Source organism: Vreelandella subterranea (assembly GCF_900111305.1).
GTDB lineage: Bacteria > Pseudomonadota > Gammaproteobacteria > Pseudomonadales > Halomonadaceae > Vreelandella > Vreelandella subterranea.
This window is the reverse complement of record NZ_FOGS01000003.1, coordinates 210,389-237,175: the sequence shown is the minus strand read 5'-3', so window position 1 is coordinate 237,175 and position 26,787 is coordinate 210,389. Positions and strand designations below refer to the sequence as shown.

Annotated in this window: 25 protein-coding genes and 2 tRNA genes; 22 read left to right on the top strand and 5 right to left on the bottom strand. The window is 59.6% G+C overall.

Annotated elements, in window-relative coordinates:
- Positions 1-51 precede the first annotated feature (51 nt).
- The 6 genes from BMX75_RS06660 (at position 52) to nadA (ending at position 4,248) form a co-directional block, all read left to right on the top strand.
- A complete protein-coding gene (locus tag BMX75_RS06660; protein WP_092826404.1) occupies positions 52-1,014 on the top strand; it encodes a segregation and condensation protein A in 963 nt (320 codons plus the stop codon).
- The gene (gene scpB, locus BMX75_RS06655; RefSeq protein ID WP_092826402.1) at positions 1,011-1,838 is read left to right on the top strand and encodes an SMC-Scp complex subunit ScpB; all 828 of its coding nucleotides are present in this window, start codon (positions 1,011-1,013) and stop codon (positions 1,836-1,838) included. Before BMX75_RS06660 ends, scpB begins: the two co-directional genes overlap by 4 nt.
- The gene (gene rluB, locus BMX75_RS06650; protein ID WP_092826400.1) at positions 1,825-2,688 is read left to right on the top strand and encodes a 23S rRNA pseudouridine(2605) synthase RluB; all 864 of its coding nucleotides are present in this window, start codon (positions 1,825-1,827) and stop codon (positions 2,686-2,688) included. Before scpB ends, rluB begins: the two co-directional genes overlap by 14 nt.
- 93 nt (positions 2,689-2,781) lie before the next feature.
- Positions 2,782-2,857: transfer RNA gene (locus BMX75_RS06645), tRNA-Lys, on the top strand.
- Between the two features lie 40 nt (positions 2,858-2,897).
- A tRNA-Lys gene (locus BMX75_RS06640) sits at positions 2,898-2,973 on the top strand.
- 246 nt (positions 2,974-3,219) lie between these two features.
- Complete coding sequence (gene nadA / locus BMX75_RS06635; RefSeq protein WP_092826398.1) at positions 3,220-4,248, top strand: quinolinate synthase NadA; 1,029 nt, start codon at positions 3,220-3,222, stop codon at positions 4,246-4,248.
- Between the two features lie 91 nt (positions 4,249-4,339).
- Here the strand turns inward: nadA and BMX75_RS06630 are convergent, their stop codons facing one another.
- Entirely contained in the window at positions 4,340-5,800 is a 1,461-nt protein-coding gene (locus BMX75_RS06630) for a M48 family metalloprotease (protein WP_092826396.1), read from the bottom strand.
- A 150-nt stretch (positions 5,801-5,950) separates the two neighbouring features.
- On the opposite strand from BMX75_RS06630, the gene BMX75_RS06625 reads away from it, so the two are divergent.
- Together BMX75_RS06625 and BMX75_RS06620 are read left to right on the top strand one after the other, a co-directional pair.
- Positions 5,951-6,214: a sulfurtransferase TusA family protein gene (locus BMX75_RS06625; RefSeq protein ID WP_092826394.1), complete on the top strand. Its 264-nt coding sequence runs from the start codon at positions 5,951-5,953 to the stop codon at positions 6,212-6,214.
- On the top strand, positions 6,211-7,326 hold the full coding sequence (locus BMX75_RS06620; protein WP_092826392.1) for an AI-2E family transporter: 1,116 nt from the start codon (positions 6,211-6,213) through the stop codon (positions 7,324-7,326). The genes BMX75_RS06625 and BMX75_RS06620 overlap by 4 nt, the downstream gene beginning before the upstream one ends.
- 51 nt (positions 7,327-7,377) lie before the next feature.
- On the opposite strand, the gene BMX75_RS06615 is transcribed toward BMX75_RS06620, so the two are convergent.
- Positions 7,378-7,851: a peroxiredoxin gene (locus BMX75_RS06615; RefSeq protein WP_092826390.1), complete on the bottom strand. Its 474-nt coding sequence runs from the start codon at positions 7,849-7,851 to the stop codon at positions 7,378-7,380.
- A 251-nt stretch (positions 7,852-8,102) separates the two neighbouring features.
- On the opposite strand from BMX75_RS06615, the gene dapA reads away from it, so the two are divergent.
- From dapA to purC, 3 genes are all read left to right on the top strand, one after another.
- Positions 8,103-8,987: a 4-hydroxy-tetrahydrodipicolinate synthase gene (gene dapA, locus BMX75_RS06610; RefSeq protein ID WP_092826388.1), complete on the top strand. Its 885-nt coding sequence runs from the start codon at positions 8,103-8,105 to the stop codon at positions 8,985-8,987.
- An 82-nt stretch (positions 8,988-9,069) separates the two neighbouring features.
- Positions 9,070-10,068 (top strand): outer membrane protein assembly factor BamC, encoded by a 999-nt coding sequence (gene bamC, locus BMX75_RS06605; RefSeq protein ID WP_092826386.1) that lies wholly within the window; start codon positions 9,070-9,072, stop codon positions 10,066-10,068.
- 32 nt (positions 10,069-10,100) lie between these two features.
- A complete protein-coding gene (gene purC / locus BMX75_RS06600; protein ID WP_092826384.1) occupies positions 10,101-10,817 on the top strand; it encodes a phosphoribosylaminoimidazolesuccinocarboxamide synthase in 717 nt (238 codons plus the stop codon).
- A 3-nt stretch (positions 10,818-10,820) separates the two neighbouring features.
- Here the strand turns inward: purC and tsaA are convergent, their stop codons facing one another.
- A complete protein-coding gene (gene tsaA / locus BMX75_RS06595) occupies positions 10,821-11,549 on the bottom strand; it encodes a tRNA (N6-threonylcarbamoyladenosine(37)-N6)-methyltransferase TrmO (RefSeq protein ID WP_092826382.1) in 729 nt (242 codons plus the stop codon).
- 117 nt (positions 11,550-11,666) lie between these two features.
- On the opposite strand from tsaA, the gene BMX75_RS06590 reads away from it, so the two are divergent.
- On the top strand, positions 11,667-12,188 hold the full coding sequence (locus BMX75_RS06590) for a GNAT family N-acetyltransferase (RefSeq protein ID WP_092826380.1): 522 nt from the start codon (positions 11,667-11,669) through the stop codon (positions 12,186-12,188).
- 15 nt (positions 12,189-12,203) lie between these two features.
- Here the strand turns inward: BMX75_RS06590 and nadC are convergent, their stop codons facing one another.
- Complete coding sequence (nadC, locus tag BMX75_RS06585) at positions 12,204-13,058, bottom strand: carboxylating nicotinate-nucleotide diphosphorylase (protein WP_092826378.1); 855 nt, start codon at positions 13,056-13,058, stop codon at positions 12,204-12,206.
- An 81-nt stretch (positions 13,059-13,139) separates the two neighbouring features.
- Here nadC and ampD point away from each other — a divergent pair, with 81 nt between their 5' ends.
- From ampD to BMX75_RS06550, 7 genes are all read left to right on the top strand, one after another.
- A complete protein-coding gene (ampD, locus tag BMX75_RS06580; RefSeq protein WP_245748413.1) occupies positions 13,140-13,742 on the top strand; it encodes a 1,6-anhydro-N-acetylmuramyl-L-alanine amidase AmpD in 603 nt (200 codons plus the stop codon).
- A 349-nt stretch (positions 13,743-14,091) separates the two neighbouring features.
- On the top strand, positions 14,092-16,764 hold the full coding sequence (aceE, locus tag BMX75_RS06575; protein WP_092826374.1) for a pyruvate dehydrogenase (acetyl-transferring), homodimeric type: 2,673 nt from the start codon (positions 14,092-14,094) through the stop codon (positions 16,762-16,764).
- 58 nt (positions 16,765-16,822) lie between these two features.
- A complete protein-coding gene (gene aceF / locus BMX75_RS06570) occupies positions 16,823-18,853 on the top strand; it encodes a dihydrolipoyllysine-residue acetyltransferase (RefSeq protein WP_092826372.1) in 2,031 nt (676 codons plus the stop codon).
- A gap of 236 nt (positions 18,854-19,089) precedes the next feature.
- Positions 19,090-19,743 (top strand): adenylate kinase, encoded by a 654-nt coding sequence (gene adk / locus BMX75_RS06565; protein ID WP_092826370.1) that lies wholly within the window; start codon positions 19,090-19,092, stop codon positions 19,741-19,743.
- A 113-nt stretch (positions 19,744-19,856) separates the two neighbouring features.
- On the top strand, positions 19,857-20,555 hold the full coding sequence (tsaB, locus tag BMX75_RS06560; RefSeq protein ID WP_092826368.1) for a tRNA (adenosine(37)-N6)-threonylcarbamoyltransferase complex dimerization subunit type 1 TsaB: 699 nt from the start codon (positions 19,857-19,859) through the stop codon (positions 20,553-20,555).
- Positions 20,552-21,259, top strand: coding sequence for a class I SAM-dependent methyltransferase (locus tag BMX75_RS06555; protein WP_092826366.1), 708 nt, complete (start codon positions 20,552-20,554; stop codon positions 21,257-21,259). Before tsaB ends, BMX75_RS06555 begins: the two co-directional genes overlap by 4 nt.
- A gap of 19 nt (positions 21,260-21,278) precedes the next feature.
- Entirely contained in the window at positions 21,279-22,400 is a 1,122-nt protein-coding gene (locus tag BMX75_RS06550) for a phospholipase D-like domain-containing protein (RefSeq protein ID WP_092826364.1), read from the top strand.
- Between the two features lies 1 nt (position 22,401).
- Here BMX75_RS06550 and BMX75_RS06545 read toward each other — a convergent pair whose 3' ends face one another.
- Positions 22,402-23,064 carry a YecA/YgfB family protein gene (locus BMX75_RS06545; protein ID WP_175474705.1) on the bottom strand — a complete coding sequence of 221 codons (663 nt, stop codon included), beginning with the start codon at positions 23,062-23,064 and terminating at the stop codon, positions 22,402-22,404.
- A gap of 69 nt (positions 23,065-23,133) precedes the next feature.
- On the opposite strand from BMX75_RS06545, the gene BMX75_RS06540 reads away from it, so the two are divergent.
- The 3 genes from BMX75_RS06540 (at position 23,134) to BMX75_RS06530 (ending at position 26,730) form a co-directional block, all read left to right on the top strand.
- On the top strand, positions 23,134-23,673 hold the full coding sequence (locus tag BMX75_RS06540; protein WP_092826360.1) for a SprT family zinc-dependent metalloprotease: 540 nt from the start codon (positions 23,134-23,136) through the stop codon (positions 23,671-23,673).
- A gap of 182 nt (positions 23,674-23,855) precedes the next feature.
- Complete coding sequence (gene acs / locus BMX75_RS06535) at positions 23,856-25,805, top strand: acetate--CoA ligase (protein WP_092826357.1); 1,950 nt, start codon at positions 23,856-23,858, stop codon at positions 25,803-25,805.
- Between the two features lie 262 nt (positions 25,806-26,067).
- Complete coding sequence (locus tag BMX75_RS06530; protein ID WP_092826355.1) at positions 26,068-26,730, top strand: response regulator; 663 nt, start codon at positions 26,068-26,070, stop codon at positions 26,728-26,730.
- Positions 26,731-26,787: the final 57 nt, after the last annotated feature.

The window sequence follows — 26,787 nt, the reverse complement described above, 5'->3', positions numbered from 1 at the left end:
CAGATACATACAGCTTTAAAAATCGCCTATCTAACTGAGGAACCGACCCGCGTGAGCGAGACGCCAAGCGTTAAACAGGCCCCCTCAAGCACGGACGCCTCGGACACAGCGCCGGTGGCCGAAGCGTTGGGGCGGCTATTCAACGAGCCGATCACTCAATTGCCGGAGGATTTATATATCCCTCCGGAGGCGCTGCGCGTCTTTTTGGAAGCCTTTGAAGGGCCGCTTGACCTATTGCTTTATCTGATTCGCCGCCAGAACCTGGATATTCTGACCATCAATGTGGCCACCATTACGCATCAGTACATTGAATACGTGGAACTGATGAAGGCCATGGAAATCGAGCTGGCCGGCGAGTACCTGCTGATGGCGGCGATGCTGGCCGAGATCAAGTCGCGCACCTTGCTGCCCCGGCCGCCCAAAGCGGAAGGCGAGGAGGAAGAGGATCCGCGGGCAGAATTGATCCGTCGCCTGCAAGAGTATGAACGCCTCAAGGAAGCCGCCGAGTCACTGGATACGCTGCCGCGCGTTGGCCGCGACTGGTTCAGCGTGCAGGCAGGCTTGCCGCCGCTGGAGGCGCGGGTCATTCATCCGCCGGTCGAGCTGGATGAACTGCTGGGCGCACTGGCCGATATTCTCAAGCGCGCCGAGCTTGCCCAGGCGCACCATATTAGCCGGGAGGTACTCTCCACCCGTGAACGGATGCTTGCCATCATGGAGCAGCTCGGTGGGGAGGGCGGCGAGCTGCACTACCTGCCCTTTGCCGCGCTGTTTACCCTGGAAGAGGGGCGGGCAGGCGTTGTGGTGACGTTCATGGCGATTCTGGAGCTCGCCAAGGAAGCCATGATCGATATCGTGCAAAATGCCCCGCTCTCGCCAATCCATGTGCGTGCGCGCCCCGCCGCCATTAGCGACGGCCATGACCCCGAAGACGCCTTTGCAATCGATGACGCTGGCGAACATTCTGATGAAGAAAGCGCGTTTGAAGCACCTGCCGACAGGGAAGCACCATGAGTGAGATTGATTCGCCGCTGGAGGAAATACTCGAAGCCGCGTTACTGGCGGCGGGTGAACCACTCTCGCTGGAGCGCATGGAAACGCTGTTTCTGGATGGCGAGTGCCCGTCTCGGAACGAGCTTCGCGAGGTGCTGGCCCGGTTGAGCGAGCGCCATGAACACGGCGCCCTGGAGCTTATCGAAACCGCATCGGGGTATCAGTTGCGTATTCGCCCGCGGCTGTCCCAGTGGGTATCGCGGCTATGGGATGAGCGCCCCCAGCGTTACTCACGGGCGCTGCTCGAAACCCTGGCATTGATTGCCTACCGGCAGCCGGTGACCCGCAGTGACATCGAAGACGTCCGCGGGGTCAGCGTGAGCAGCTCGATCATGCGTACGCTGATGGAGCGCGGCTGGATACGCGTGGTTGGCCATCGCGATGTGCCGGGAAGACCGGCGGTCTACGCGACCTCGCGCAGCTTTCTGGATGATTTCGGCTTGAAAACCCTGGATGCCCTGCCGCCGATGCACGAGCTGGTCAGTGGGGAAACCGATGGCCAGGACGCCGCTGATGAGCCTGACACGAACGACGGGCAAACGCTGTTGCCGGATCCGCCGTCCTCTGACACGCAGGAAGCACTGGACGACGCGCCCGAAACCGTGCAGGATGCGCCACCCGAAACGGCCGATAGTGCCGAGACGCACGCCGAGACGGCGTTAACCCAGCCGCTGAGCTTTGCCGACCTAGAGGCACGCCTGGCGGCACGTGCGCAGCGATCCGATGACCAGGATGCGCGCACGCAGACCCATGATGAGAGGTCAGACGACCATGAGTCAGAGTAATACCCCCCCTACCAGCGAAAAGCTGCAAAAAGTTCTCGCCCGCGCCGGTCTTGGCTCGCGGCGTGAAATGGAAACCGTGATTGCCGACGGCCGCGTCAAGGTCAACAATCAGGTCGCCAAGCTGGGCGACCGAGTTGAAGCGCGCGACAAGGTCAGCGTTGACGACCGGCTGGTGACGCTGAGAGCGGAAGACGAAACACCGCGCCGGGTGATCATGTACAACAAGCCGGAAGGCGAGTTGTGTACCCGCAAGGATCCCGAAGGCCGTCGCACCGTGTTCGATCGCCTGCCGCGCTTGAAAGGCGAGCGCTGGATTGCCATCGGTCGCCTGGATATCAACACCAGTGGGCTTTTGCTCTTCACCACTGACGGCGAGCTGGCCAACCGCTTGATGCACCCCTCGACGCAGGTCGAGCGTGAATATGCGGTGCGCGTGATGGGTGAAGTGAAGCGTGAACATATCATGGCCATGGTAGACGGCGTGATGCTGGAAGATGGTCCCGCCCGGTTCACCGATGTTCAGGAATTTGGCGGTGAAGGGATCAACACCTGGTTCCATGTGGTCATTCTGGAAGGTCGAAACCGCGAGGTTCGTCGACTCTGGGAGTCCCAGGAACTGACGGTAAGTCGTTTGAAACGGGTTCGTTACGGCAATATCTTCCTCGATAAGCGCGCCAAGGCGGGAGAGTGGGTCGAGCTGTCCCAGGATGAAGTGGATGACCTGGCGGCACTGGCTCAGCTTGAAACCCGCAAGGTCCCCGAACTGACGCCGGATGAAAAGAACCGTTGGAGCCGGGATAAAAACAAGCGTCGCCCGGTGCAGGCAATGCGCAAGCCCAAGCGCCGCTGAGGGGCGTTTGTAACAAGAGGCAAATTAAGGCAAAAGTTCAAAAAAGGCTTGCGGATAGCGTAGGCGATCCGTAAGATATGCATCCGTTCGGGCGGGTCGTTAGCTCAGTTGGTAGAGCAGTTGACTTTTAATCAATTGGTCGCAGGTTCGAATCCTGCACGACCCACCAGCCGAACTTTATTTAGATTTGCCGCCGCCGCGTGAGCAGCGGGTCGTTAGCTCAGTTGGTAGAGCAGTTGACTTTTAATCAATTGGTCGCAGGTTCGAATCCTGCACGACCCACCAGATTCAGCACCCCTGACAGTTCGCTGTCAGGGGTGTTTTGCTATGTGTACACTGTCGATGCCTGACAATTGGACTTGCCGTCAGCAACCATTTCCCGCCAAAATAGTCTCATGAGTATAGAGACTGGCATAAAGCCAACGCGAAAGACGCAGCGGTTTTTGCCAATGAGAGCGGCGCGTGCGGAGTGCATACGCCGTGACTGATGTTTAACAGGGGGATTCCCTGTTCGTCACAGTGGTAGACACGATGACTATTATGACTACTCAAGCTGAGCTTGATGCTCCGCTCCCCAGCCCTTACTGCCCGACCCGCATACCCGCTGAAGATCAGGCGCGGGTGGCGGAAATCAAGCAGTTGCTTAAACAGCACAACGCCGTACTGGTGGCGCACTACTATACCGATGACGCCATTCAGCAACTGGCGGAAGAAACCGGTGGTTGCGTGGCCGACTCGCTGGAAATGGCGCGCTTCGGTGCCCGCCACGATGCCACCACCCTGGTGGTGGCCGGGGTGCGCTTCATGGGCGAAACCGCCAAGATTCTGTCGCCTGAAAAGCGCGTGCTGATGCCCACCCTGGAGGCTACCTGCTCGCTGGATATCGGTTGCCCTGCCGACGAATTCAGCGCTTTCTGCGACGCCCACCCTGACCGCACCGTGGTCGTCTATGCCAATACGTCGGCTGCCGTCAAGGCGCGTGCCGATTGGGTGGTCACCTCATCCATCGCTGTCGAGGTGATCGAGCACCTTCAGGCCAAAGGCGAGAAAATTCTCTGGGCGCCCGATAAACATCTGGGTGGTTACATCCAGAAAAAAACCGGTGCCGATATGCTGATGTGGGACGGCGCCTGTATCGTCCACGAGGAATTCAAGGCGAAAGGCGTCGAGGATCTCAAGCGGCTGTACCCGGATGCCGCCGTGCTGGTTCACCCGGAGTCGCCTGAGCCGGTGGTTCGGCTGGCCGATGTGGCGGGGTCGACATCGCAACTTATCAACGCGGCCAAAACCCTGCCCAACGAACAGCTGATTGTGGCAACCGATCGCGGTATCTTCTTCAAGATGCAGCAAGCGGTACCCGAGAAGATGCTTTTCGAGGCCCCGACGGCGGGCAACGGCGCGACCTGCCGCAGCTGCGCTCACTGCCCGTGGATGGCCATGAACGCCCTCGACAACCTGGCAGGTGCGCTACGCGAGGGCAGCGGCGAGATTCAGGTCGGCAGTGAATTGCGCCAGCAGGCGCTCAAGCCGCTGGAGCGAATGCTCAACTTCAACACTTAGCGCCGTGACATACAGAGGCCGACTTGTCGGTCGGCCTCTGGGTACTTATCAACGTGCTCAGCCTCAACCGGTTGTGCCTGGAGCTCCTCCCCTAGAACTCCGCCAGAGCCTCGCGGTAGTCCATGAAATCCTTGCGCCGCTGTTCGATGCGTGCCAGCGTCCGCTGGTCGTTTTCGCGCTCAGCGGCGTCTTCGGCTATATCCAGTTGACGAATACCGCTATCCACGCGCCCGGTAAGCTGAAGATATTCCGCCCGGGCCAGGTGGCCCAGGCCGTTACGCCCGCTTCGCCCGGCAGCCTCTGACAGCAGGTTGAAGCCCTGCGGGTTTTCGGGATGTTGCGCGGTGACGTCGCGCAGGATGTTATAGGCCGCATTGGGGTCTCGCTGAAGTTGCGCCTCGGCCAGGATGAGCTGGGCAGGCAAGTAGTCAGGCATGAAACGCAGCAATCGCTGGCTGCGCTGGATGGCGTCATCGTAGCGCTGCGCCTGAAGGGCAACCTCTGCCGCTGACGCCGGCAACATGGCAAGGTCGGGCTGTTCATCACGTAGTCGATCAAGCGCCTGGAGCGCGGCATCCACCTGGCCGGACCGGGCCTCGGCCAGGGCGGCTACATAGCGCTGTGCCGCTTCGCTGGCGTCTTCCTGAGCCAGGCGGGAAACGGCCTGCTGGGGCGACTGTGAATGGATCTGCAGTAACGCCCGGCCGCGGATCATGTCGTAGAGCGTATCGTTAGAATAGCTTGAAGCAACGTCCATCTGAGCGGCCCGTGACTGCGCATCGCTCAAGCGGGATTCGGACACTGGGTGGGTCAGCAGGAATTCCGGTGGCGTACCGCCCTGGAGGCTGGCCATGCGCTGCAGGGTGCGGAACATGCGTGCCATGGCGTCCGGGTCGAAGCCGGCATCGGCCATGGCTTGAAGACCCACGCGGTCGGCTTCCTGCTCGTAGCGGCGCGAGTAGGTGAGCTGGTCTTGAATGATGGCAGCCTGAGACCCCATGGCGGTGGCAATGCCCGCATTGCCTCCTCCGCCGGCCGCGATCAGCAATCCGGCCAGCATACCGGCCATGGCCGGTAGCTGTGTCTGTTCAGCGCGCTCGCTACGGCGTGCATAGTGGCGCTGGGCCAAGTGGCCAAGTTCGTGGGCAATGACCGAGACAAAGGCCCCTTCGTCTTCGGCAAAGGCGAACAGGCCAGCGTTGATTCCTACCACGCCACCGGGGACGGCAAAGGCGTTGAGGGTCCGCTGGTCGACCATGACGGTGGTCACGTCCAGGTCGCCCAGTTGGCTATGCGGAGCCAGACGATCAACCAGACTGGCCAGGTAATCATGGGCAATGGGGTCCTGCCATTGGGGAGCGTGGGCGCGGAACTGGCGCAGCCAGGCGCGGCCCAGCCGGTGTTCTTCGCCGCTGGTCGACGAATAGCTGCTGCCCAGGCGGGGTAACGTCTGCTCGTCACTGACGGCGGGCGAGGGAATCAGCAGCGTCGTACTGCAGGCGAACGCTAAGGCGCGCGTCCAGCCTGTTGAGGCGATAAAAAAGCGCGGCATGGCATCCTCATCGGTGATGGAAAGCGCTGGGTCATTGCTTATGACATTGATTCAGGCGGTGAAGTGCCGTTAAATCAATGCGCAGTCAATACTGCATAGTCTATGCAACAATGACGTATGCGTGCAGGGTCTTTTTTGAGGGGGAGAAGAATGGTAGAGCAAACAACGCATTTACAGCCTGATAGCGTGCTCGACGCCTGCGGGCTTCATTGCCCGCTACCACTGCTCAAGGCCAAGCAGGCCTTGGCCGGCCTATCCCCGGGGCAGTTACTGGAAGTGCGCGCCACGGATGCAGGCTCGTGGCGGGATATAGAGGCCTTTGCCGAGCAGAGCGCCCACCAGCTGGAAGCCCGCGAGCAGTGTGGCGATATCTATCATTATTGGCTTCGCAAGGCAGAAGGCGAGCGCTCATGAGCCTGCGTAGGATATTGAAAAGCTGGGTCGAACGGTACTTTTCAGACGAAGAAGCCTTGATCCTGCTGTTGGTGCTTATCGCCGGTTTCGCCGCGGTGATCTGGTTCGGCCGTATGCTGGCGCCTTTTTTTACCGCCTTGGTCATTGCCTTCTTGCTTCAGGGCGTGGTGAGCGCATTGACGCGGCGTGGCATCCCGCATCTGCTCTCGGTGATCGTGGTGTTCCTCGGCTTTGTTGGCGTGTTATTAGCTCTGGCGTTTATTCTGCTACCGCTGATATGGGATCAGTTGATTGGCCTTGTCCAGGAAACGCCGCGCATGTTTGCAAGCGGGCAAAACTGGCTGGATGAGCTGCAGTCGCGCTATCCCAACCTGATTACCCCGGATCAAATGCAAAACTGGATTGGCGTTGCCAGCCGCGAAATAAGTCAGTTGGGCCAGCGCGCCCTGACACTATCGCTGGCCTCCCTGGGTAATCTTCTATCGCTGATTATCTATCTGGTACTGGTACCCATACTGGTCTTTTTCATGCTCAAGGACCGAGAGGCACTGGTTGGCTTTACATTGTCGCTGCTGCCGCAAAAACGTGCCTTGATGGCGCGTATCTGGCGTGAAATGGATGACCAGATTGCCAATTATATTCGCGGCAAGTTTATCGAGATCATTATTGTCGGCACCGTCTCCTTTATCACGTTCTCGTTCTTTAAGCTGCCTTACACGGCGCTGCTTGCAGTATTGGTGGGCTTTTCGGTGCTGGTGCCGTATATCGGTGCGGCTGTGGTCACCTTGCCGGTCGCTGCGGTAGCCGGATTTCAATTCGGGCTAAGCGAATCGTTCGTCTATGTACTGGTGGCTTACGGGGTTATTCAGGCGCTGGATGGCAATGTCCTCGCCCCGGTACTGTTCTCGGAGACGAACAATATCCACCCGGTGTCGGTGATTGTGGCGGTGTTGTTCTTCGGTGGCATATGGGGGTTCTGGGGGGTGTTTTTTGCCATTCCGCTCGCCACGCTGCTAAAAGCGTTGGTGCATGCCTGGCCACGGGGGATGAAAGGACGCGATGAGCGCCATCATGCCCTCGCCAGCGAAGAATCAATGGAAGAGTCACTGTAAGTCACAACGGCCTGGCCTCCCCAGCCGTCTGCTGGATGGGGAGGCGGTGGCTTATGAGGCGTTGAGCGCCTGAGCCGCCGCAAGTACCTCGTCAACGTGCCCAGGGACTTTGACACCCCGCCAGGCCTGGGCAAGCTTGCCTTCGGTGTCGATTAGAAAGGTACTGCGTTCGATGCCCAGATGCTCTTTGCCGTACAGCTTTTTAAGCTTGATGACATCAAACAGTTTGCAGACCGTCTCGTCCTTGTCTGACACCAGCGTAAAGTTGAAATCCTGCTTGGCTTTGAAATTCTCCTGGGCGCGGATGCCGTCCCGGGAAACACCCACAATAACCGTGTTCGCAGCGTCGAAATCGGCCTTGCGGTCGCGAAAATCGCCGCCCTCAGTGGTGCATCCCGGCGTGCTGGCCTTGGGATAGAAGTACACCACCACCTGCTGGCCGCGCAGCTCGGATAACGTCAGGGTGGTGTCACCGGTTGCCGGTGCCGAAAAATCGGGGACGGTCTGGCCTATGTCGAGTGGCATAAATGGTTCCTCAGATAGCGTGGTTTCAAAAGGCGATTACACGCAAGCTTGCGCCGCATGTCAAAGAAGAAAGCATCGCAGGGGCAAAACTTGCCGCGCTTTCCGCTGTACAGGGTCGGGCGGCCTGAGTACCATTTGTCCTTTGTGGATTCCTGTTGAGATGATGGCATGCTGCGTAAAGCACTAACCCGGCTCTTTATCTCGTGATATTCAGACGCTCGATTTAACCACTTGCAGGTGAGGAAAAAAGGATGATCACAGGCAGCATCGTCGCCCTGGCGACGCCGATGAAAGTCAATGGCGACATCGACTGGGAGGCGCTTCGTCGTCTGGTGAACTTCCATCTCGACAATGGCACCGACGGGATTGTGGCCGCAGGTACCACCGGTGAGCCCACGACCATGTCGTTTGCCGAGCACTTTGACGTGATACGCAGTGTCGTCGAGGAAGTGGACGGGCGTATTCCGGTCATTGCCGGTACCGGGGGTAATGCGACATCTGAGGCTGTCGAGCTGGCGCGTTATGCCAGTGAAGTTGGCGCCGACTATTGCCTTTCCGTATGTCCTTACTATAACAAGCCTACCCAGGAAGGCTTGTATCAGCACTTCAAAGCGGTGGCGGAAGGCAGCAAACTGCCGGTTATTCTTTACAATGTGCCGGGGCGTACTTGCTCAGATCTCTACAATGAAACGGTGGTCAGGCTGGCCGACATCGACAACATCATCGGCTTGAAGGATGCCACGGGTAATCTGGAGCGAGCGGAAGATCTTATCGCCCGCCTCAAGGGCAGCGACTTCATGCTTTACTCGGGTGACGATGCCACCGCCTGTGATTTCATGCTGATGGGCGGGCATGGTGATATTTCGGTGACCGCGAACGTAGCGCCCAACGCCATGCATGAACTTTGCGTCGCTGCGGTAGCCGGGGATGCGGACAAGGCGCATCAGATCAACACACGCCTGATGCCGTTGCACACCAATCTCGGGATCGAGTCCAACCCTATTCCGGTAAAGTGGGCGTTAAACCGAATGGGGTACGCCGACGCGGGTATTCGCCTGCCGCTGACGTGGCTGTCAGACAAGTATCACGCCACGGTCAGTGAAGCCCTGCAGCTCGCGGGAGTTGTCGAGGAATAAACCGTAAAGAAATTTTTGCTACTTGGCGAACCTGGGTTGCATGGCGTCAGGTAAACGATCTGTTGACTGTTAAGGTGGCTTGATGAGCTCTGTGCTTGGAAAACACGCGCTGAAATGGATTCCGCTGGCCCTGGCAGGTGCTGTGACGCTTGCCGGCTGCGCCCGGGATGAAGGCTTTTACCATGACCGTAATTTGGACTACGTGAATGCGACGCCCGCCGCTCCACTGGTATTGCCCGATAGCCGCAACACCCAGCGCTACCGCGATGCGCTGCCGGTGCCGGAAGTCGCGAACCAGCGCGTACAGGGGGAAGTCGCCGAGGTGCGTCCACCCCAACCGCTAGGTGTGGGAAGTGGCCTGACGCCTGATTACGTTGAAGTCCGTGAAATTGGCGAACAGCGGTGGCTGGTGGTAGACGCTGCCCCGAGTAACGTATGGACGCAGTTGGAAAACTTTGTTCGAGCGCGGGGCCTTGATGTGCAGCAGAGCCGTGCCACTGAAGGTGTTCTGGTCACCTCTCAGGCTGAATTCCGTCTACAAAGCGCGCTTCGCGAAGGCAGCAGCGAAATTCATTGTGAGCGCGCTGGTCAAAGCATGGCCAGCTGCATAGATGCCTTGGCGACCTACTTGAGTGACAGAAGCGCCTCTTCTATCTCTTCCAATGCGGCGTCGTCTTCCTCTTTCAATGCCCAGCGTCTTGAGGATGCGGAAAGGATAGCGCTGCGTCAGGAAGGTGATGAGTGGCTGGTGACGATTTCTCACCCCGTCGAAAAGGTCTGGGCCGAGTTGAATCACTATCTGGAACTCGATTTTGACCGGGAAGGCACGCGCGAGCTGCTGACATCTGACCCGGATAATCTCACCTTTACCGTCGAGTACATGACGGAAAGTGAACGCAACCGCAACCCACTCCAGATTGTGTTTAGCGCGGATGTGCGTCGCATGTCCCAGGAAATCCGTCTGGAACTTCAGCCCGATGGAAATAGTTCAATTCTTCGGGCCGTCAATACAAGTGATCGTGGCTTCAGCGCCGATGACCAGCGCGAACTGCTTGAGCGGGTAGCCGGCTATTTACGTTAATTCAATGACCTTTGTCTCTTTGCGGAGCACCCATGGAAAAGCGCCAAGAACTCTATGCCGGTAAGGCAAAATCTGTCTACACCACCGATGATCCGGATCTGCTGGTACTCGAGTTTCGTGATGACACCAGCGCCTTTGACGGCAAGAAGAAAGAGTCGCTGGCACGTAAGGGGATGGTGAATAACCTCTTCAACGCCTTCATCATGGAGCGTCTGGAAGACGCTGGCATTCCGACGCATTTCGAAAAGCAGCTTTCTGACACGGAAAGTCTGGTCAAGAAGATGCAGATGATCCCGGTGGAATGCGTGGTGCGCAATATCGCTGCGGGTGGCCTGGTCAAGCGCCTCGGCGTTGAGGAAGGTATCGCGTTGAACCCGCCGACGTTCGAGCTGTTTTTGAAGAACGACGACAAGGGCGACCCGATGATCAACGAGTCCCTGGCGGAAACCTTTGGCTGGGCGACACCTGAGCAGCTCGCCAAGATGAAAACCCTCACCTTCAAGGTCAATCATGTGCTCAAGCAGCTGTTCGCCGAGGGTGACATGCTGCTGGTGGACTACAAGCTCGAGTTTGGCGTATTCAACGGACAGGTAGTGCTGGGTGATGAGTTTTCCCCTGATGGATGCCGGTTATGGGACGCCAATACCCGCGAGAAGCTTGACAAGGACCGTTTTCGCCAGGGCCTTGGCGGCGTGATTGAAGCCTACGAGGAAGTCGGCCGCCGCCTTGGGGTTACCTTTCCCCGTTAACGTTCAGCCTAACGTGTCGATAGCCACCACCTCCAGCGTGGTGGCTTCGCCGTTCTGGCGTGGACAAAACTTGACGTCCACATCCCGCAGCCGTACGCCGTAAACCCGTTCGGAGGGTTGGCGGTGTTGGTAGGCCGGGCGTGGGTCCTGGCCAATGACCTGCTCGATCAGCGCCCTTAGCGAGTCGCGGTCAGCACGCTTTGCCAGCTGATCCAGCGCTGTGGCGCTGAACTGAACCGTCAACTGCTCGGGCGGGGCGGGGGCAAAACCTGCTTGAGCCTGAGGGTGGGCTTCAGCCCAGGGAAGGTAGGGTTTGATATCCACCACGGGCGTGCCGTTGACCAGATCGCAGCCTGACAGTATCAGGCGCACGCCCTTGTGGGTGTCGATCCGACGGAGTTCGACCAGCGACAGGCCGAGCCGGTTGGGGCGATGCGTGCTGCGGCTGGCAAATACGCCCACTTTGCGGTTGCCGCCTAACCGTGGTGGCCTGACGAGAGGCGACCAGCGTTCAGGGCTTTGGTGGAACACAAAACTGATCCACACATGGCTGAAGGCGTCGAGCCCGCGCACGGCCAACGGGTCGTCGTAGGGCGGGTGAAGAATCAACTCCGCGCTGGCGTCAGGCGCGAGGCCGGGCTGGCGGGGGACGCCAAACTTATCGGCATAGTCACTCGCCACATGGCCGATGGGTGTCAGCGAAAAGGATTCGCTGAGTGGGGCATGATGCATCACACTGCCTTATCAAAGGGAAAAAACCAGAGGGTCGAGTATAAAACAGCCGTGTTGTCAGTACAGTGGTGCTGAGCATGCCTTGAAAAAGAAAGCGATACGCTCACAGGGTGAAACATGAAAGATGAACAGACTGCACAGCCCTCGACGGCCCGCGTCACCTACCGCTTGGCACGCGCCCGAGACGCCGCTGATCAGGCAGAGGTGTTCTACCATGCCGTGATGCAAGGGGCCGCGACGCGTTACACCCTGGCCCAGCGGCGCGCGTGGGCGAGCGCCCTGCCCCGCGAGGCCAGCGCCTGGTCAGCGCGCCAGGCGCTTTACACGACGCTTGTGGCCAGCTGTGATGGGCGCTGCGTGGGGTTTATTGAACTGGATGTGCCCGCCGGCCGGGTCGAGACCCTCTACGTATGGCCATCGCTCAGCGGGCGCGGGATCGGCACCACCCTATTGATCCATGCCGAACGATGTCTGTTGGAGCAGGGGGTTGACCGTATCCACATCGAAGCAAGCCTGACGCTCTACGAACGGCTGCTGCGACGTGGCTGGCAAAATCTGGGCGAGCAGTGGGTCGAACGTGGCGGTGAGCCTCTGCAGCGTTTTCGGCTGCAGAAGCGACTTATCGCCGTCGAGACCTGACCTAACCGCTCCCGGTTAGCGGGCCGCCTGGCGGGTGACCCGCATCGACAGGTCAATGGCCTGGATGTCCTTGGTCAAGGTGCCACAGGAAATACAGTCGACCCCCGTCTCGGCGATCGCGCGCAACGTCCCGTCATCGACATTCCCCGATGCTTCAAGTGTGGCGCTACCGGCTGTCAGTTCGACGGCCCTGCGCAGTTCATCCAGGCTGAAGTTATCCAGCATGATGACATCCGCTTTTGCAGCAAGCGCCTGCTCCAACTCGGCAAAGTTTTCGACTTCCACCTCAACGGGCAAGTCGGCAGCCAGCTTGCGCGCCTGGGCGACGGCTGCCTGGATGCCGCCGCAGGCAGCGATGTGGTTTTCCTTGATCAGAAACGCATCCCACAAACCAATGCGGTGATTGTGGCCGCCGCCGCACATGACGGCGTATTTCTGTGCCAGCCGCATGCCGGGCAGTGTCTTGCGGGTGTCCAGCAGGCGCACGCCGGTATCGGCGATAAGGTCGACATAGTGGCGGGTCGCTGTCGCCGTGGCGGACAGGGTTTGCAGCACGTTAAGCGCTGCGCGTTCGCCAGTCAGCAGGCTGCGTGCAGGGCCCTCCAGGGTGAGAAAACATTGCCCGGCCTCCAGTCGGTCGCCATCGGCAGCCTGCCAGTGAAGTGCAACGCGGCTGTCCAGGCGGCGGAAAATGTCGTCGACAAAGGCAACGCCGCACAGCACGGCCGGGACCCGGGTGATGACTTCCGCCGTCGCCAGCTGGTGGTCCGGGATCAGTTGGGCGGTGATATCGCCAGGCCCCACGTCCTCGGCAAGCAGGCGTGCAGCGCTGGATCGGATTTCTTCGGCAAGGGCGGTTTGGTAATGCATGGCATCAGTTCTCTGGGCGTTAACGTCGATGACCGGCATTATAGTGAAAGAGCGCGCCAACGTAGAGGAGTCCTTCGCGTGATTGACCCACAATTTTCTCCCGGCCGATGGCCGGGGGCACGTCAGGTGGCGTCGCCAAATGCGGATCAGCGCCCTGATGACGAGGTATCGCTGCTGCTGATTCATGCCATCAGCCTGCCGCCCGGCCAGTTTAAGGGAGCGGCCATTGAGGCATTATTTACCAACCAGCTGGACCCCGAGGCACACCCTTATTTCGCCACCATTGCCCATTTAAGGGTATCTGCTCACCTGTTGATTCGCCGTGATGGCGAGTGCGTCCAGTTTGTCGACACCGACCGGCGGGCCTGGCACGCGGGGCGTTCCCGGTGGTGGGACCCGCGCCAACGGCGCTGGCGGCAAGCGCTAAATGATTTTTCGGTGGGGATTGAACTGGAAGGCGATGAAACGAACCCTTTTACCAAGGCCCAGTACAGGGCGTTGGCCAAGGCTGCCCGCTGGTTGTGGGACCGTTATCCTGCGCTTACCCCAGAGCGGGTGACCAGCCATGCAAGGGTGGCGCCGCTGCGTAAAACCGACCCCGGGCCAACGTTTGATTGGGCCTACTGGCGTCAACTGTTGACGGACCGGGAAGATGATTCAGCTCGCGACGATCCCCGGAATTAAAACGGTAGTTTGACTACACCGGGGGATGTCCTTAGCGCCCCGTCAGGTGCCTTAACAAAGCCTTATGTTGCGGTGCAATAGTTTGTTTTCGATAGCCTTTTAGGTGTTACTGTAATTGGCAGCGTAGCGACTTTGCGGTATCTTCGCATATACAAAAGGCTAACTTTTACAACAATTATGTAGCTTTACTACATGTCCATGTAGGTAGCTCGTTGAATGTAGAAGAAAAAACCGACGGCGCTCAGGCGTCGATCATCAGCATGCCAGTGGTGGCGACACACCACAGCCGCCCCAGGCCCGACGGGCTAGCGGGGTTGATTGTCATTTATCGTCATTCGGAGAGACCTCTATGAGTCTGGAGACAAGAGAAGATCTCGATCCGATCGAAACCGCGGAATGGATTGATTCCCTGGAATCGGTATTGGATCGTGAGGGCGAAGATCGTGCCCGCTACCTGATGACCCGCCTGGCGGACCGCCTGCGTCGGGACGGCATGAGGGTGCCCTTCTCGGTGACAACCCCGCATCGTAATACGATTCCGGTTCACCGCGAAGCGCCGATGCCGGGCGACCTGTTCATGGAGCGTCGTATCCGCTCCCTGATCCGCTACAACGCCATTGCCCAGGTGATTCGCAACAACCGTGCCAAGCCCGGCCTGGGCGGTCATATTGCCAGCTTCATGTCGTCAGCCACGCTGTATGACGTAGGCTTTAACCACTTCTTCCGTGCCCCGCAGGGCGACTTTGAAGGCGACCTGATCTACATTCAGGGCCACGTGGCGCCAGGCATCTACGCGCGCTCCTACCTGGAAGGTCGCCTGTCCGAAGAGCAGATGGACCGTTTCCGCCAGGAAGTCGATGGCGATGGCCTCTCGTCTTATCCCCACCCCTGGCTGATGCCGGATTACTGGCAGTTCCCGACGGTCTCCATGGGCCTTGGCCCGATCCAGGCGATCTATCAGGCGCACGTGATGAAGTACCTGCATCACCGTGAATTGAAGGATATGTACGACCGCAAGATCTGGTGCTTCATGGGGGACGGCGAGTGCGACGAGCCGGAGTCCCTGGGTGCGATCTCGCTTGCCGGGCGCGAAAACCTCGACAACCTGATCTTTGTCATCAACTGCAACCTGCAGCGCCTTGACGGTCCGGTGCGCGGCAACTCCCGCGTGATGGACGAGTTCGAAGGCGTGTTCCGCGGCGCGGGCTGGAACGTCATCAAGGTTGTCTGGGGTCGCCACTGGGATCCGCTGTTCGAGAAGGACAAGAAAGGCGTCCTGCAGAAGCGCATGGACGAGGCGGTCGACGGCGAGTACCAGAACTACAAGGCCAACGGCGGGGCCTATACCCGCGAGCACTTCTTCGGCAAGTATCCGGAAACCGAAGAGATGGTCAAAGACCTCTCTGACGAGGACATCTGGAAGCTCAACCGTGGTGGCCACGACCCGTTCAAGGTCTATGCGGCCTACCATGAAGCGGTCAATACCTCGAACGGCAAGCCCACGGTCATACTGGCGCATACCGTCAAGGGCTATGGCATGGGTAGCGGCGATGGCGAAGCCGCCAATGAGGCCCACCAGGTCAAGAGCATGGAATACGAGGCGCTCAAGACCTTCCGTGACCGCTTCGGGATTCCGCTCACCGACGAGCAGCTCAAAGACGTGCCGTACTACATGCCGGAGCAGGATTCCCCCGAGCTGAAGTACCTGCACCTGCAGCGCGAGCGCCTGGGTGGCTATCTACCGGCGCGCCGCAGTGACTTCGACGCCCTGGAAATCCCCAGCCTTGAAGACAAGGCCTTTGCTTCCCAGATGGGCGGTTCCAAAGGGCGTGAAGTGTCCACCACCATGGCGTTTGTGCGGGTACTGAACGGGCTGGTCAAGGACAAGAAAATTGGCAAGAAGGTTGTGCCGATTATTCCTGACGAAGCGCGTACCTTCGGCATGGAAGGCATGTTCCGTCAGCTTGGGATCTACACCTCTGAAGGGCAGAAGTATGAGCCGGTCGATAAAGGCCAGATCATGTTCTACCGTGAAGATCAGAAGGGCCAGATTCTCGAGGAGGGGATTTCCGAAGCAGGCGCGATGTCGGCGTGGATTGCGGCGGCGACCTCCTACAGTAATAACAACGTCACGCTGCTGCCGTTTTACGTCTATTACTCGATGTTCGGCTTCCAGCGTATCGGCGATCTGGCCTGGGCGGCAGGCGACCTCCAGGCGCGCGGCTTCATGGTCGGCGGTACCGCAGGCCGTACTACGCTCAACGGTGAAGGTTTGCAGCACCAGGATGGCCACAGCCTGATTCAGGCATCGACCATTCCCAACTGCAGAAGCTACGACCCCACCTATGCCCACGAAGTGGCCGTTATTCTGCAGGACGGTATGAAGCGCATGTTCGCCGACAAGGAGAACTGCTTCTATTACCTGACGGTCATGAACGAGAACTACGAGCATCCTGAGCTTGAAACCGTGCCGGTCGACGATATCGTCAAGGGCATGTACCTGCTGCGCGAAACCAAGGGCAAAAAAGGCCGCGTACAGCTGCTGGGCTCGGGGACGATCCTGCGCGAAGTCGAAGAAGCGGCCACGCTGCTCGAAAGTGACTGGGGGATCGGCGCTGATATCTGGAGCGTGACCAGCTTCAATGAGCTGCGTCGTGAAGCGCTGCTGCTGGACCGTGAAGCCTTCCTGAGCCCTGATGCCGAGGCCAACAAGCCTCACGTCACCAAGTGTCTGGAAGGCCGTGAAGGGCCGGTGATCGCGTCTACCGACTACATGAAGCTATACGCCGATCAGGTACGTGCCTGGGTGCCGAACGATTACACCGTGCTGGGTACCGACGGCTTTGGTCGTTCCGATACCCGCGAGAAGCTGCGTTACTTCTTCGAGGTGGACCGTTATTTCGTCACCGTCGCGGCGCTGCGTGCACTGGCAGACCGTGGTGAAATCGATCGCAAGCTTGTCGGTGACGCCCTGAAGAAGTACGGCATCGATGTCAACAAGCCGAACCCGCTGACCAGCTGATCCGCTGCCCGGCGGGCAAGTGCCCGCCGGCTCGATCCGATTTTAAAGGAGCGCGACCTTGAGTAGCGAAATCATCAAAGTTCCCGATATCGGTGGCGATACCGATGTCGAAATCATCGAGATTGCGGTGTCGGAAGGCGATGTCATTGAAGCAGAAGACACCCTGATCACGCTCGAATCCGATAAAGCCAGCATGGACGTACCGGCTCCGAAAGGGGGCAAGGTCATCAAAGTGCTGGTCAAAGAGGGCGATAGCGTCTCTGAAGGTGACGATATCGTCGAGCTGGAAGTCGAAGGTGGTGGCGACGCCGGGGGGGAAAGCGACGAGTCCCCCGCTGAGTCATCTGGCAGCCAGCAGGATGACGCCCCCGCCCAAGCGTCCGAGCCGGAACCCTCGAAGCCTGCCGCCAAAAAGGTGTCTGGTGGCAAGCAGACCGTGGACATCAAAGTGCCCGATCTGGGGGGCTCGGATAACGTCGAAATCATCGAGGTCGCAGTGGGCGAAGGCGATGAGGTTGACGCCGAAGACACCTTGATCACCTTGGAGTCCGATAAGGCCTCCATGGATGTGCCGAGTCCTCATGCCGGTAAAATCGTGTCGTTCAGCGTCAAAGAAGGCGACACGGTCTCGGAAGGCGATGTCATCGGGCAAATGGAAATCGCCGGTGAAGGCGGCGACACCGAAGACACGGCAGACGAACAGGCATCCAGCCAGGCCAGCAGCGAACCCCAGGCGGCGGCTGAGCAGGATGATGCGCCAGACGAAGCTGCCAGCGGTGAACCGGAGCGCAAAGAGATTCGTGTGCCCGACCTGTCCGGTTCCTCCGATGTTCCGATCATTGAAATTGGCGTAGCGGCCGGTGACGAGGTCGACGAAGAAGACCCGCTGATCACCCTGGAGTCCGACAAGGCGTCGATGGATGTCCCCAGCCCCTACAAGGGCAAGCTCCTCGAGCTGACCGTCAAAGAGGGCGACACGGTCTCCGAAGGCGATGTGATCGGCTATATCGAAGTCGCGGGTGCCAAGCAGGCAGCCCCGAAAAAAGCCGCACCCGAAAAAGCCCAGCCACAGAGCGCCAGCCCGTCCAGCACCAAGCCTGCCGAGTCGCCTGCTGGCACCCCCAGCCCCGAAGCGCAGATGGCATCGCACAAGCCGCGTGACGGCAAGCTGGTCCATGCTGGTCCCGCCGTGCGTATGCTGGCGCGGGAACTGGGCGTCGACCTGGCCCTGGTCAAGCCCAGTGGCCCGAAAGACCGCGTGCTGAAGGAAGACGTTCAGGCCTATGTGAAGCAGGCGATTGCCAACCAGGGCAAAGCACAGGCGGGTGCAGCCCCGGCGGCCACCGGTGGCGCAGGTATTCCGCCGGTGCCGGAGGTCGACTTCAGCCAGTTTGGCGAGGTCGAAGAAAAGCCGATGGGACGCCTGCTCAAGATGGGCGCGACCAATCTGCATCGCAGCTGGCTCAATGTTCCCCACGTTACCCAGTTCGACGAAGCGGATATCACCGAGCTTGAAGACTTCCGCAAGTCGATGAAGGCCGAAGCCGAGGCCCAGGGCGCCAAGCTGACGCCGCTACCGTTCATGGTCAAGGCCTGTGCCTTTGCACTGCGCAAGTTCCCGCAGTTCAACGTCAGCCTGAAAGGTGACGGTGAAACGCTGGTATGGAAGCACTACGTGCATATCGGCATTGCGGTGGACACGCCAGAAGGCTTGATGGTGCCGGTGGTACGTAATGCCGACCAGAAATCCCTGATCGAGATTGCCAAGGAAATGGCCGAGCTTGGCAAGAAGGCGCAGTCCAAAAAGCTCAAACGCGACGAGATGACCGGCGGCTGCTTTACCATTTCGAGCCTGGGCTCGATTGGCGGTACTGCGTTCACGCCTATCGTCAATGCACCGGAAGTGGCCATTCTGGGCGTTTCCAAGTCCCAGATGAAGCCGGTATGGGATGGCAGTGCCTTCCAGCCGCGGCTGATGATGCCGCTATCGCTGTCCTACGACCACCGGGCAATCAACGGTGCGGATGCAGCGCGCTTCACCGCCTTCCTTGCGGATGTGCTGACCGATATCCGTCGTTTGCTGCTGTAAGTGGCAATGGAAGGTCTTGTGAGCGGCGTCCGGTAGGGCGCCGCTTGTGTTTGAGCCGCCGTTTTTTGAACACAAGGGCGACCAAAGTACAGGTTGGGCGTCACTTGGCTGATTTTATTTAAAAAAATGCCTTCATAACCGTGCTTTCAGGCTTTTGGGTAGTTGTGTCGCCTGAGAGGCACGGTTATTGTCGGCTGATTGATTTATTGCATTTCTATTATTCAAGGAGCAGAGCCATGCGTTTAATCCTGTTGGGTGCCCCCGGTGCGGGGAAGGGGACTCAAGCTCAGTTTATCTGCGAGCGTTATAACATTCCCCAGATTTCCACCGGCGACATGTTACGCGCGGCGATCAAGGATGGCAGCGAGCTGGGCCTCAAGGTCAAAGAGATCATGAACAGCGGCGGCCTGGTGTCCGACGACATCATCATCGACCTGGTCAAAGAGCGTATCAGCCAGCCCGACTGCGCAAATGGCTTTCTGTTCGACGGCTTCCCACGCACCATTCCCCAGGCGGACGCCATGAAAGAAGGCGGTGTCAAGCTCGATCACGTGCTGGAAATTGCCGTTCCCGACGAGGAGATTGTTAATCGTCTGGCAGGTCGGCGGGTTCACCCTGAGTCAGGGCGGGTCTATCATATGGAGCACAATCCGCCCAAAGAACCGGGCAAGGATGACGTGACCGGCGAGGCGCTGATTCAGCGCGAGGACGACCAGGAGTCCACTGTACGTAATCGGCTCGCGGTCTATCATGATCAAACGGCGCCGCTGGTCGATTATTACCAGCAGTGGGCTAAAGAAGATCCCGAGGCGGCACCGCAATACCACCGCGTTGAAGGGGTTGGCAGCGTGGATGATATTACCCGTCAGGTCACCGAAGCGTTGAGTTAAGGCTTCCGGGCAAGCACTAGCCAATTCGTGATGGCCCGCCCAGTGCGGGCCATCGTCGTATGGGCAAGGCAAAGGTATAATGCCCGTCTACTTTTCACGAGTGCTGAATCGCTATGTCGCAATACCTTCTCGCCCTCGATGCCTCTTCAAGCGCCTGCTCCGCTGCCTTGCTGCGCCAGGACGCCGGCCACAGCGAGTGCGTCGCGCGCTTTGAAATGACACCGCGTGCGCATACCCGGCGGCTGTTGCCGATGGTCGATGAGGTCTTGGGCGACGCCCAGGTTACGTCAGGCCAACTGGATGCGGTTGCCTACGGCCGCGGCCCCGGTTCGTTTACCGGGCTGCGTATCGCTGCGGGGGCAGCGCAGGGCCTGGCATTTGGGCTGGATCGGCCGTTACTGGGTATCTCCACGCTTGAAGCGCTGGCACTCCAGGCCCATCGTCGCTATCACCTGCGCCATGTCGTGACTGCGCTGGATGCCCGCATGGGGGAGGTCTATGTGGCGACGTGGCACTGCTTGCATGACAGCGTGCGCCGTCAAGGCGACGAGGCCGTCCTCACGCCCGAAGCGGTGCAACTGCCCGACGAAGAAACCGACTGGGTTGGCGTCGGGAGCGGTTTTACGCTTTGGGAGCAGTTCAACACCCCGTTTCAGGCGGCAATGACGCACCATCTGACCGACCTTGAGCCGCGTGCCGAGGAAATGGCCTGGCTGGCCGCCCGGGACTTCGCTGACGGGTTGGGGCAGCCAGCCCACGCGGTGCAGCCGGTCTATCTGCGCAACCAGGTGGCGTGGAAAAAGCCGGCATGACGCTGCCCGATGTCGGCCAGTTGCCAGCCGGGTTAACGCTTGTCTATCGCGATGGGCAACTGGTGTTAACCGGCAATGAGCGGCAGTTCGGTAAGCCGCTCAGTGTTGATTTTGCGGCCGGGCGGGCTGCCCATCGGCGCCAATTTGGCGGCGGGCGTGGTCAGTTGGTGGCCAAGGCCTGCGGCCTGAACAAGGGGCTCAACCCGCACGTGGTCGATGCCACGGCCGGCCTGGGCCGCGATGCCTTTGTATTGGCAAGCCTGGGCGCGACGGTATTGCTGATCGAGCGCGTCCCGGCGATTGCGGCCCTGCTTGACGATGGCTTGTCCCGTGCAGCCAACATTGCCGACACCGCGCCCATCGCTTCGCGTATGACGTTGCGCCACGGGGATGCCGCTGAGGCACTGGCCGCGCTGGTAGCTGACGCTGCCTTTGATCCTGAGGTGGTCCATCTTGACCCCATGTTTCCCCACCGGGAAAAGTCTGCGCTGGTCAAAAAAGAGATGCGCCTGTTTCGCGAGCTGGCCGGTGACGACGACGATGCCCCCCGCCTGCTGGAAGCGGCTTTGGATGTGGCCACCCATCGCGTGGTGGTCAAACGACCGCGCAAGGCACCGCCGATTGCCGGGCCTGCACCCCAGCACACCCTGGAAGGCAAAACCAGTCGCTACGATATGTATGTCCACCGCGCCCTGACGCGCTAACGCTTACCAAGGAGGGGGAATGTCGTCGATCTGGCGCGAAGGCAATCGCTTTACCCTGCTTCCTGAGGCGTCGCGGTTTCTACCTGCAATGCTCGATGCCATTCATCATGCCCAGCACTATGTGCTGGTAGAGCTCTATTTGATGGCGTCAGGCAGATTGGCCGACCGGGTTATCGAGGCGCTCGTCCAGGCGGTCAATCGCGGGGTAACGGTGTGTCTGCTGCTGGACGGGTTTGGCTCGATGGGCTTGTCGAGCCAGGACCGGCGTCGCTTGATCAACGCGGGTGTTCAACTGCGCTTTTTTAACCCGCTGGGCTTTCACTCCCTGGCGCGCAACTTGAGCCGCGACCATCGCAAGATCGTGGTGGTCGATGGAGAGCTGGCGTTCACCGGTGGCTTTGGCGCGGTCGACGAGTTCCTTGATGCCTGGTATGAAATTGCGGTGCGGGTTGAAGGCCAGGTGGTGGCTGACTGGGAAAACCTGTTCAGGCGGTTGTGGCGGTCGCGACTGACGCGCCCTGACCAGGCGCAGGCGAGCAGCCAGCCATTGCCCGTCCAGCGCACGCCGCCATGTTTTGCCGACGGTGTGCGTGGACGCGTGATGTCGGCGAGGGGCTATCGCTACCAGGCCATTCGTTATTCGCTGTATCAACGGGTAAGACAGGCAAAGCAACAGCTGTGGCTGTGCACGCCCTATTTCGTACCCACCTTTCCCCTGCGTCGACGTCTGGTGCGCGCCGCCAGGCGCGGTGTCGACGTGCGACTGTTATTGCCGGGCGCCAAACATGACCACCCTGGCGTGCGTTATGCCGGGCAGCGCTTTTATCAGGCGATGCTCAAGGCCGGGGTACGCATCTATGAATTTCAGCCGACGTTTATCCACGCTAAGTTTGTGCTGGCTGACGAGTGGGTCAGTATCGGGTCGTGCAACTTCGACCATTGGAATCTGCACTGGAATCTCGAAGCGAACCAGGAGGTGGATGACCCGGGCCTGGCACAACAAGTACGCGAGCTCTTCGAGGGCCACTTCGCCGCCAGCGAGGAGGTGGACCCCGTAGCCTGGGCGGCGCGGCCCTGGAAGCAGCGCGCCAAGGAGTGGCTCTATGGGCTGCTGGATGCCTTGGCGACCCGGCTCAAGTAACTTAGCGGCGCTGTTTGCCCTTGGCGGGCGTTTTTCGGCGCGGCTTGGGCTTGGTGGTTTCCGGTGGCACGCGGTAGTGTAGATAAAGGTCGAGCACCAGCTCCGGTAACTGGGTCACCAGCGCTTCCTGGTGCTCAAGGTCGCCCGCCATTTCGGCCATATCGGGCTCGTCGTCAAACAGCCCCGACAGCAGCATGAAAGGCAGCAGTAGGGTGGCCGCGGTTTCCTCGTCATCCTGGAACCAGGCACTCTCATCGCAGAACACGCCTTCCATGAACCCGGCGCACCAATCGCCGATGGGCGTCTCTTCGGCGGGTATGCCGCCAAGGGTCAGTTCGAAGGGCAGTTCAGGCAAGCCACCCTGCTCTAGAACCGCCATGGCATTATCGCGTAGCAGCGTGAGCAGGTGGATAATGTCGTCGCGCTGCGCCTCGTCGGCATAACGGGGTTCGCCATGGAACAGCTCGGCGATCCACTGGGCAGGCGGCACTTCGCTGGGGCCGACGGCCAGCGCAACGAGAAATCCGTGCGCCGAAATCAGGTCCAGAGCATCTTCGTCGACCTGGTCCGACGCGAGAAAATCGTCCAGCCTGTCGAGTTGTTCATCGTCAAGCAGCGGCTGCGGCGGAGTCGCCTCTTCGGGCGGATGGGGACGCGCTGGCATAAGGGGCCTCATCAATGAGCAGCGGAAACAAACAGTCAAAATGACACAATGACGGCTAGTTTATCACTAATGACGACCACGCCACTCCCCCCTTGGCCCGATGCAACCCTTGCGGCCCTGACGACAGAGGCATTGCACCAGGCTGCCCGCGAGCGCGTCGAGCACGCTTGGCAACGTTGCCGCGAGGTCTATCCAGAGCTACCGCGTCCTGGGGTATGGTTTGACCTGCGCGGTGCTTCCGCCGGTCAGGCGCACCTTGGCCGCGGCGGATTAAGGTTCAATCCTGTGCTGCTGGATGAAAACCGAGGCGCGTTTTTCGACGAGGTTATCCCGCATGAAATGGCCCACTGGCTGGTGTTTCACCTCGCCGATGGCACCCGCTTGAAACCCCACGGACGCGAATGGAAAACCGTGATGCGCGACCTGTTCGGCCTGAAACCCAAGGTGACACATCGCTTTAACGTGGCACGGGCGCAGCCAGCTCCCTATCGCTACCGGTGCGGTTGTCGAGACCACCAGTTGACGCCTCGGCGTCATGCTTTGGTCGTAAAAGGTCGTCGCTATCGCTGTCGTCATTGTGCTGAGACCTTGGTCTACTGTGCTGGATGACGCCTGGATTCTTTGCTATAAGTTATTGTAATTAATGCCAAAAACGTTAATACCAATGTCTAAAGGGAAGGCCGGGCCGAGAGGTTTATGCTAGGGTGACAAATAGGTGGTGCCGGTAACGTTAAAAATAATATCGGCTACATTCCTTTAGAGAGTGCATTTCCACGGACAGAGGCAATTTCATGAGCGAACAGCAGAACGTCTATCCGGTGCGCGAAGATATCGCCGCCAACGCGTGGGCTGACGAAGCCACCTACCAGGCTATGTACCAGCAGTCGGTAGACGATCCGGAAGGCTTTTGGGCTGAACAGGCCAAGCGGCTTGACTGGATCAAGGCGCCGACCAAGATCAAGAGCACTTCCTTCGCGCGTGACAATGTCGATATTCGCTGGTTTGAAGACGGCCAGTTGAACGTCGCCGCCAACTGCCTGGACCGACACCTCGAAAAACGTGGTGATCAGACCGCGATCATCTGGGAAGGCGACGATCCCAGCGAGTCCAAGCACATCAGCTATCGTGAGCTTTACGAACGCACCAACCAGCTGGCCAACGGCCTGAAGGAATTGGGGGTCGGTAAAGGCGACACGGTCACCCTGTATATGCCGATGATTCCTGAAGCCGCCATGGCCATGCTCGCCTGTGCGCGCATTGGTGCGGTGCACTCGGTCGTGTTTGGCGGTTTCTCCCCCGACGCGGTGGCACAGCGGGTTATCGGGGCCGATTCCAAGCTGGTGATTACCGCCGATGAATCGGTGCGCGGTGGCAAGCAGGTACCGCTGAAAGACAACGTCGACGCCGCCCTGACTCGGGAAGGAACCAATGTCTGCCAGAATGTACTGGTGGTCAAGCGCACCGGCGGCGAGATCGAATGGAAAGAAGGCCGCGACCTGTGGTTTAGCGACCTGGTCGACAAGCAGTCCACCGAATGCGAGCCCGAAGCGATGGGCGCGGAAGACCCGCTGTTCATTCTTTACACCTCGGGTTCCACCGGCGCGCCCAAAGGGCTCAAGCACACCACCGGCGGGTACCTGACCTTTGCGGCGATGACTCACCAGTACGTGTTCGACTATCATGAAGGTGAGGTCTATTGGTGCACCGCCGATGTGGGCTGGGTTACCGGCCACAGCTATATTGTCTATGGCCCGCTGGCCAACGGCGCTACCACCCTGATGTTCGAGGGCGTGCCCAGCTACCCGACCCATGGCCGTTTGGGCGACATCGTCGACAAGCATAACGTCAATATCCTGTACACCGCACCGACCGCGGTGCGCGCCTTGATGGCCCACGGCGACAACGTCATGGACTCAAGCAAGCGCGATTCGCTGCGCCTGCTGGGCTCGGTGGGCGAGCCCATCAACCCCGAAGCCTGGGAATGGTTCTACCGCGTCATCGGTAACGAAAAGTGCCCGATCGTGGATACCTGGTGGCAGACCGAGACCGGCGGCATCATGATCTCGCCACTGCCCGGTGCCACACCGCTCAAGCCCGGCTCGGCGACCAAGCCGTTCTTTGGCGTTCAACCCGCGCTGGTGGACAACGAAGGCAACCTGCTTGAAGGCGCCACCGAAGGCAATCTGGTGATTCTGGATGCCTGGCCGGGGCAGGCGCGGTCAATCTGGGGCGACCACGATCGCTTCGTGCAGACCTATTTCTCCACTTACGACAACATGTACTTTACCGGTGACGGCTGTCGCCGTGACGAAGACGGCTATTACTGGATCACCGGGCGGGTTGACGACGTCCTTAACGTGTCGGGCCACCGCATGGGGACCGCCGAGATCGAATCGTCGCTGGTGGCCCACTCCGCGGTTGCCGAAGCCGCCGTGGTCGGCTTCCCTCACGATATCAAGGGTCAGGGTATCTACATTTACGTGACCTTGAACGACGAGATCGACCCGACGGATGAGTTGAAAAAAGAGCTGACCCAGTGGGTACGCAAGGATATCGGCCCCATTGCTTCACCGGATGTCATTCAGTGGGCACCGGGCCTACCCAAAACCCGCTCGGGCAAGATCATGCGCCGTATACTGCGCAAGATTGCCGCCAATGAATGCGACGGTTTGGGGGATACCAGTACGCTGGCCGATCCTTCGGTAGTGGATGAATTGATCGAGCATCGCGTTAATAAATAGCCTGTTCGCTGGCCCCGTCGTTCCCACGATGGGGCAGGTGATACACAACAGGCTGAGTGTTGGCCCGTTTTCCAAGGGCCAGAACGATCAGTGCCGGCCATCGCGCCGGCACTGCTTTGTTCGGCGTGATGAAGAATCCATTACAAATTGTGCATATGACGCTTGGGCATGGCTTAGCCCATGGGGTACCATGCCTTAACCGTATGTGCCCAGCGTCGCGGCAGCAGCAAACCCCGCTGCTTGAGGAACCGGAGGAATATCCATGGCAGTAGCCCACAAGTTTATCGTCGCAGACGACCATCCGCTGTTTCGTGCAGCACTCACCCAGGCGTTGCGCCAACTGGCCCCGCAGGCAGAAATCGTGGAAGCCGATACCATGGAGGCGACAATGGAGGTGGTCAACCGACACCCGGATGCTGACCTCATTCTGCTGGATCTGCACATGCCGGGCGCCCATGGTTTTTCGGGGCTTATCCAGCTGCGTGGGCAAATGCCTGATATCCCGGTGGCCGTCGTCTCGGGCAGCGACGAGCCCTATGTCGTGCGCCGTGCCATCGATTATGGCGCGTCAGGCTTTATTCCCAAATCATCATCGCTGCAGCTGATCGCTGAAGCGGTCAGCGAGATTTTGCAGGGTGAGGTGTGGCTACCCGAGGCATTGGCGGGCGTGCTGGAAGAAACCAGCGAGGAAGAGTCGCGTTTTGCCGAAGCGATTGCGTCGCTGACCCCCCAGCAGTTCCGGGTGCTCAACATGCTTACCGAAGGTCTGCTGAACAAGCAGATTGCCTACGAGCTGAACGTGTCCGAAGCGACCATCAAGGCGCACGTGACGGCCATTTTGCGTAAACTGGGCGTACACTCGCGCACGCAAGCCGTGATTGCAGCGCAGAAGCTGGAAGTCGAGCCGCCCAAAGTCGAGTCGTGACGGGCCTCTTCGCCTGGCGCTGAGCTGGCAGAGCGGCGCTTCGCGCCAAAAACCGCC

Coding starts and splice junctions, on each gene's coding strand:
- scpB (WP_092826402.1), top strand. CDS start 1,011: ATGAGTGAGATTGATTCGCCGCTGGAGGAAATACTCGAAGCCGCGTTA.
- rluB (WP_092826400.1), top strand. CDS start 1,825: ATGAGTCAGAGTAATACCCCCCCTACCAGCGAAAAGCTGCAAAAAGTT.
- nadA (WP_092826398.1), top strand. CDS start 3,220: ATGACTATTATGACTACTCAAGCTGAGCTTGATGCTCCGCTCCCCAGC.
- BMX75_RS06630 (WP_092826396.1), bottom strand. CDS start 5,800: ATGCCGCGCTTTTTTATCGCCTCAACAGGCTGGACGCGCGCCTTAGCG.
- BMX75_RS06625 (WP_092826394.1), top strand. CDS start 5,951: ATGGTAGAGCAAACAACGCATTTACAGCCTGATAGCGTGCTCGACGCC.
- BMX75_RS06620 (WP_092826392.1), top strand. CDS start 6,211: ATGAGCCTGCGTAGGATATTGAAAAGCTGGGTCGAACGGTACTTTTCA.
- BMX75_RS06615 (WP_092826390.1), bottom strand. CDS start 7,851: ATGCCACTCGACATAGGCCAGACCGTCCCCGATTTTTCGGCACCGGCA.
- dapA (WP_092826388.1), top strand. CDS start 8,103: ATGATCACAGGCAGCATCGTCGCCCTGGCGACGCCGATGAAAGTCAAT.
- bamC (WP_092826386.1), top strand. CDS start 9,070: ATGAGCTCTGTGCTTGGAAAACACGCGCTGAAATGGATTCCGCTGGCC.
- purC (WP_092826384.1), top strand. CDS start 10,101: ATGGAAAAGCGCCAAGAACTCTATGCCGGTAAGGCAAAATCTGTCTAC.
- tsaA (WP_092826382.1), bottom strand. CDS start 11,549: ATGCATCATGCCCCACTCAGCGAATCCTTTTCGCTGACACCCATCGGC.
- BMX75_RS06590 (WP_092826380.1), top strand. CDS start 11,667: ATGAAAGATGAACAGACTGCACAGCCCTCGACGGCCCGCGTCACCTAC.
- nadC (WP_092826378.1), bottom strand. CDS start 13,058: ATGCATTACCAAACCGCCCTTGCCGAAGAAATCCGATCCAGCGCTGCA.
- aceE (WP_092826374.1), top strand. CDS start 14,092: ATGAGTCTGGAGACAAGAGAAGATCTCGATCCGATCGAAACCGCGGAA.
- adk (WP_092826370.1), top strand. CDS start 19,090: ATGCGTTTAATCCTGTTGGGTGCCCCCGGTGCGGGGAAGGGGACTCAA.
- tsaB (WP_092826368.1), top strand. CDS start 19,857: ATGTCGCAATACCTTCTCGCCCTCGATGCCTCTTCAAGCGCCTGCTCC.
- BMX75_RS06555 (WP_092826366.1), top strand. CDS start 20,552: ATGACGCTGCCCGATGTCGGCCAGTTGCCAGCCGGGTTAACGCTTGTC.
- BMX75_RS06550 (WP_092826364.1), top strand. CDS start 21,279: ATGTCGTCGATCTGGCGCGAAGGCAATCGCTTTACCCTGCTTCCTGAG.
- BMX75_RS06545 (WP_175474705.1), bottom strand. CDS start 23,064: ATGCCAGCGCGTCCCCATCCGCCCGAAGAGGCGACTCCGCCGCAGCCG.
- BMX75_RS06540 (WP_092826360.1), top strand. CDS start 23,134: ATGACGACCACGCCACTCCCCCCTTGGCCCGATGCAACCCTTGCGGCC.
- acs (WP_092826357.1), top strand. CDS start 23,856: ATGAGCGAACAGCAGAACGTCTATCCGGTGCGCGAAGATATCGCCGCC.
- BMX75_RS06530 (WP_092826355.1), top strand. CDS start 26,068: ATGGCAGTAGCCCACAAGTTTATCGTCGCAGACGACCATCCGCTGTTT.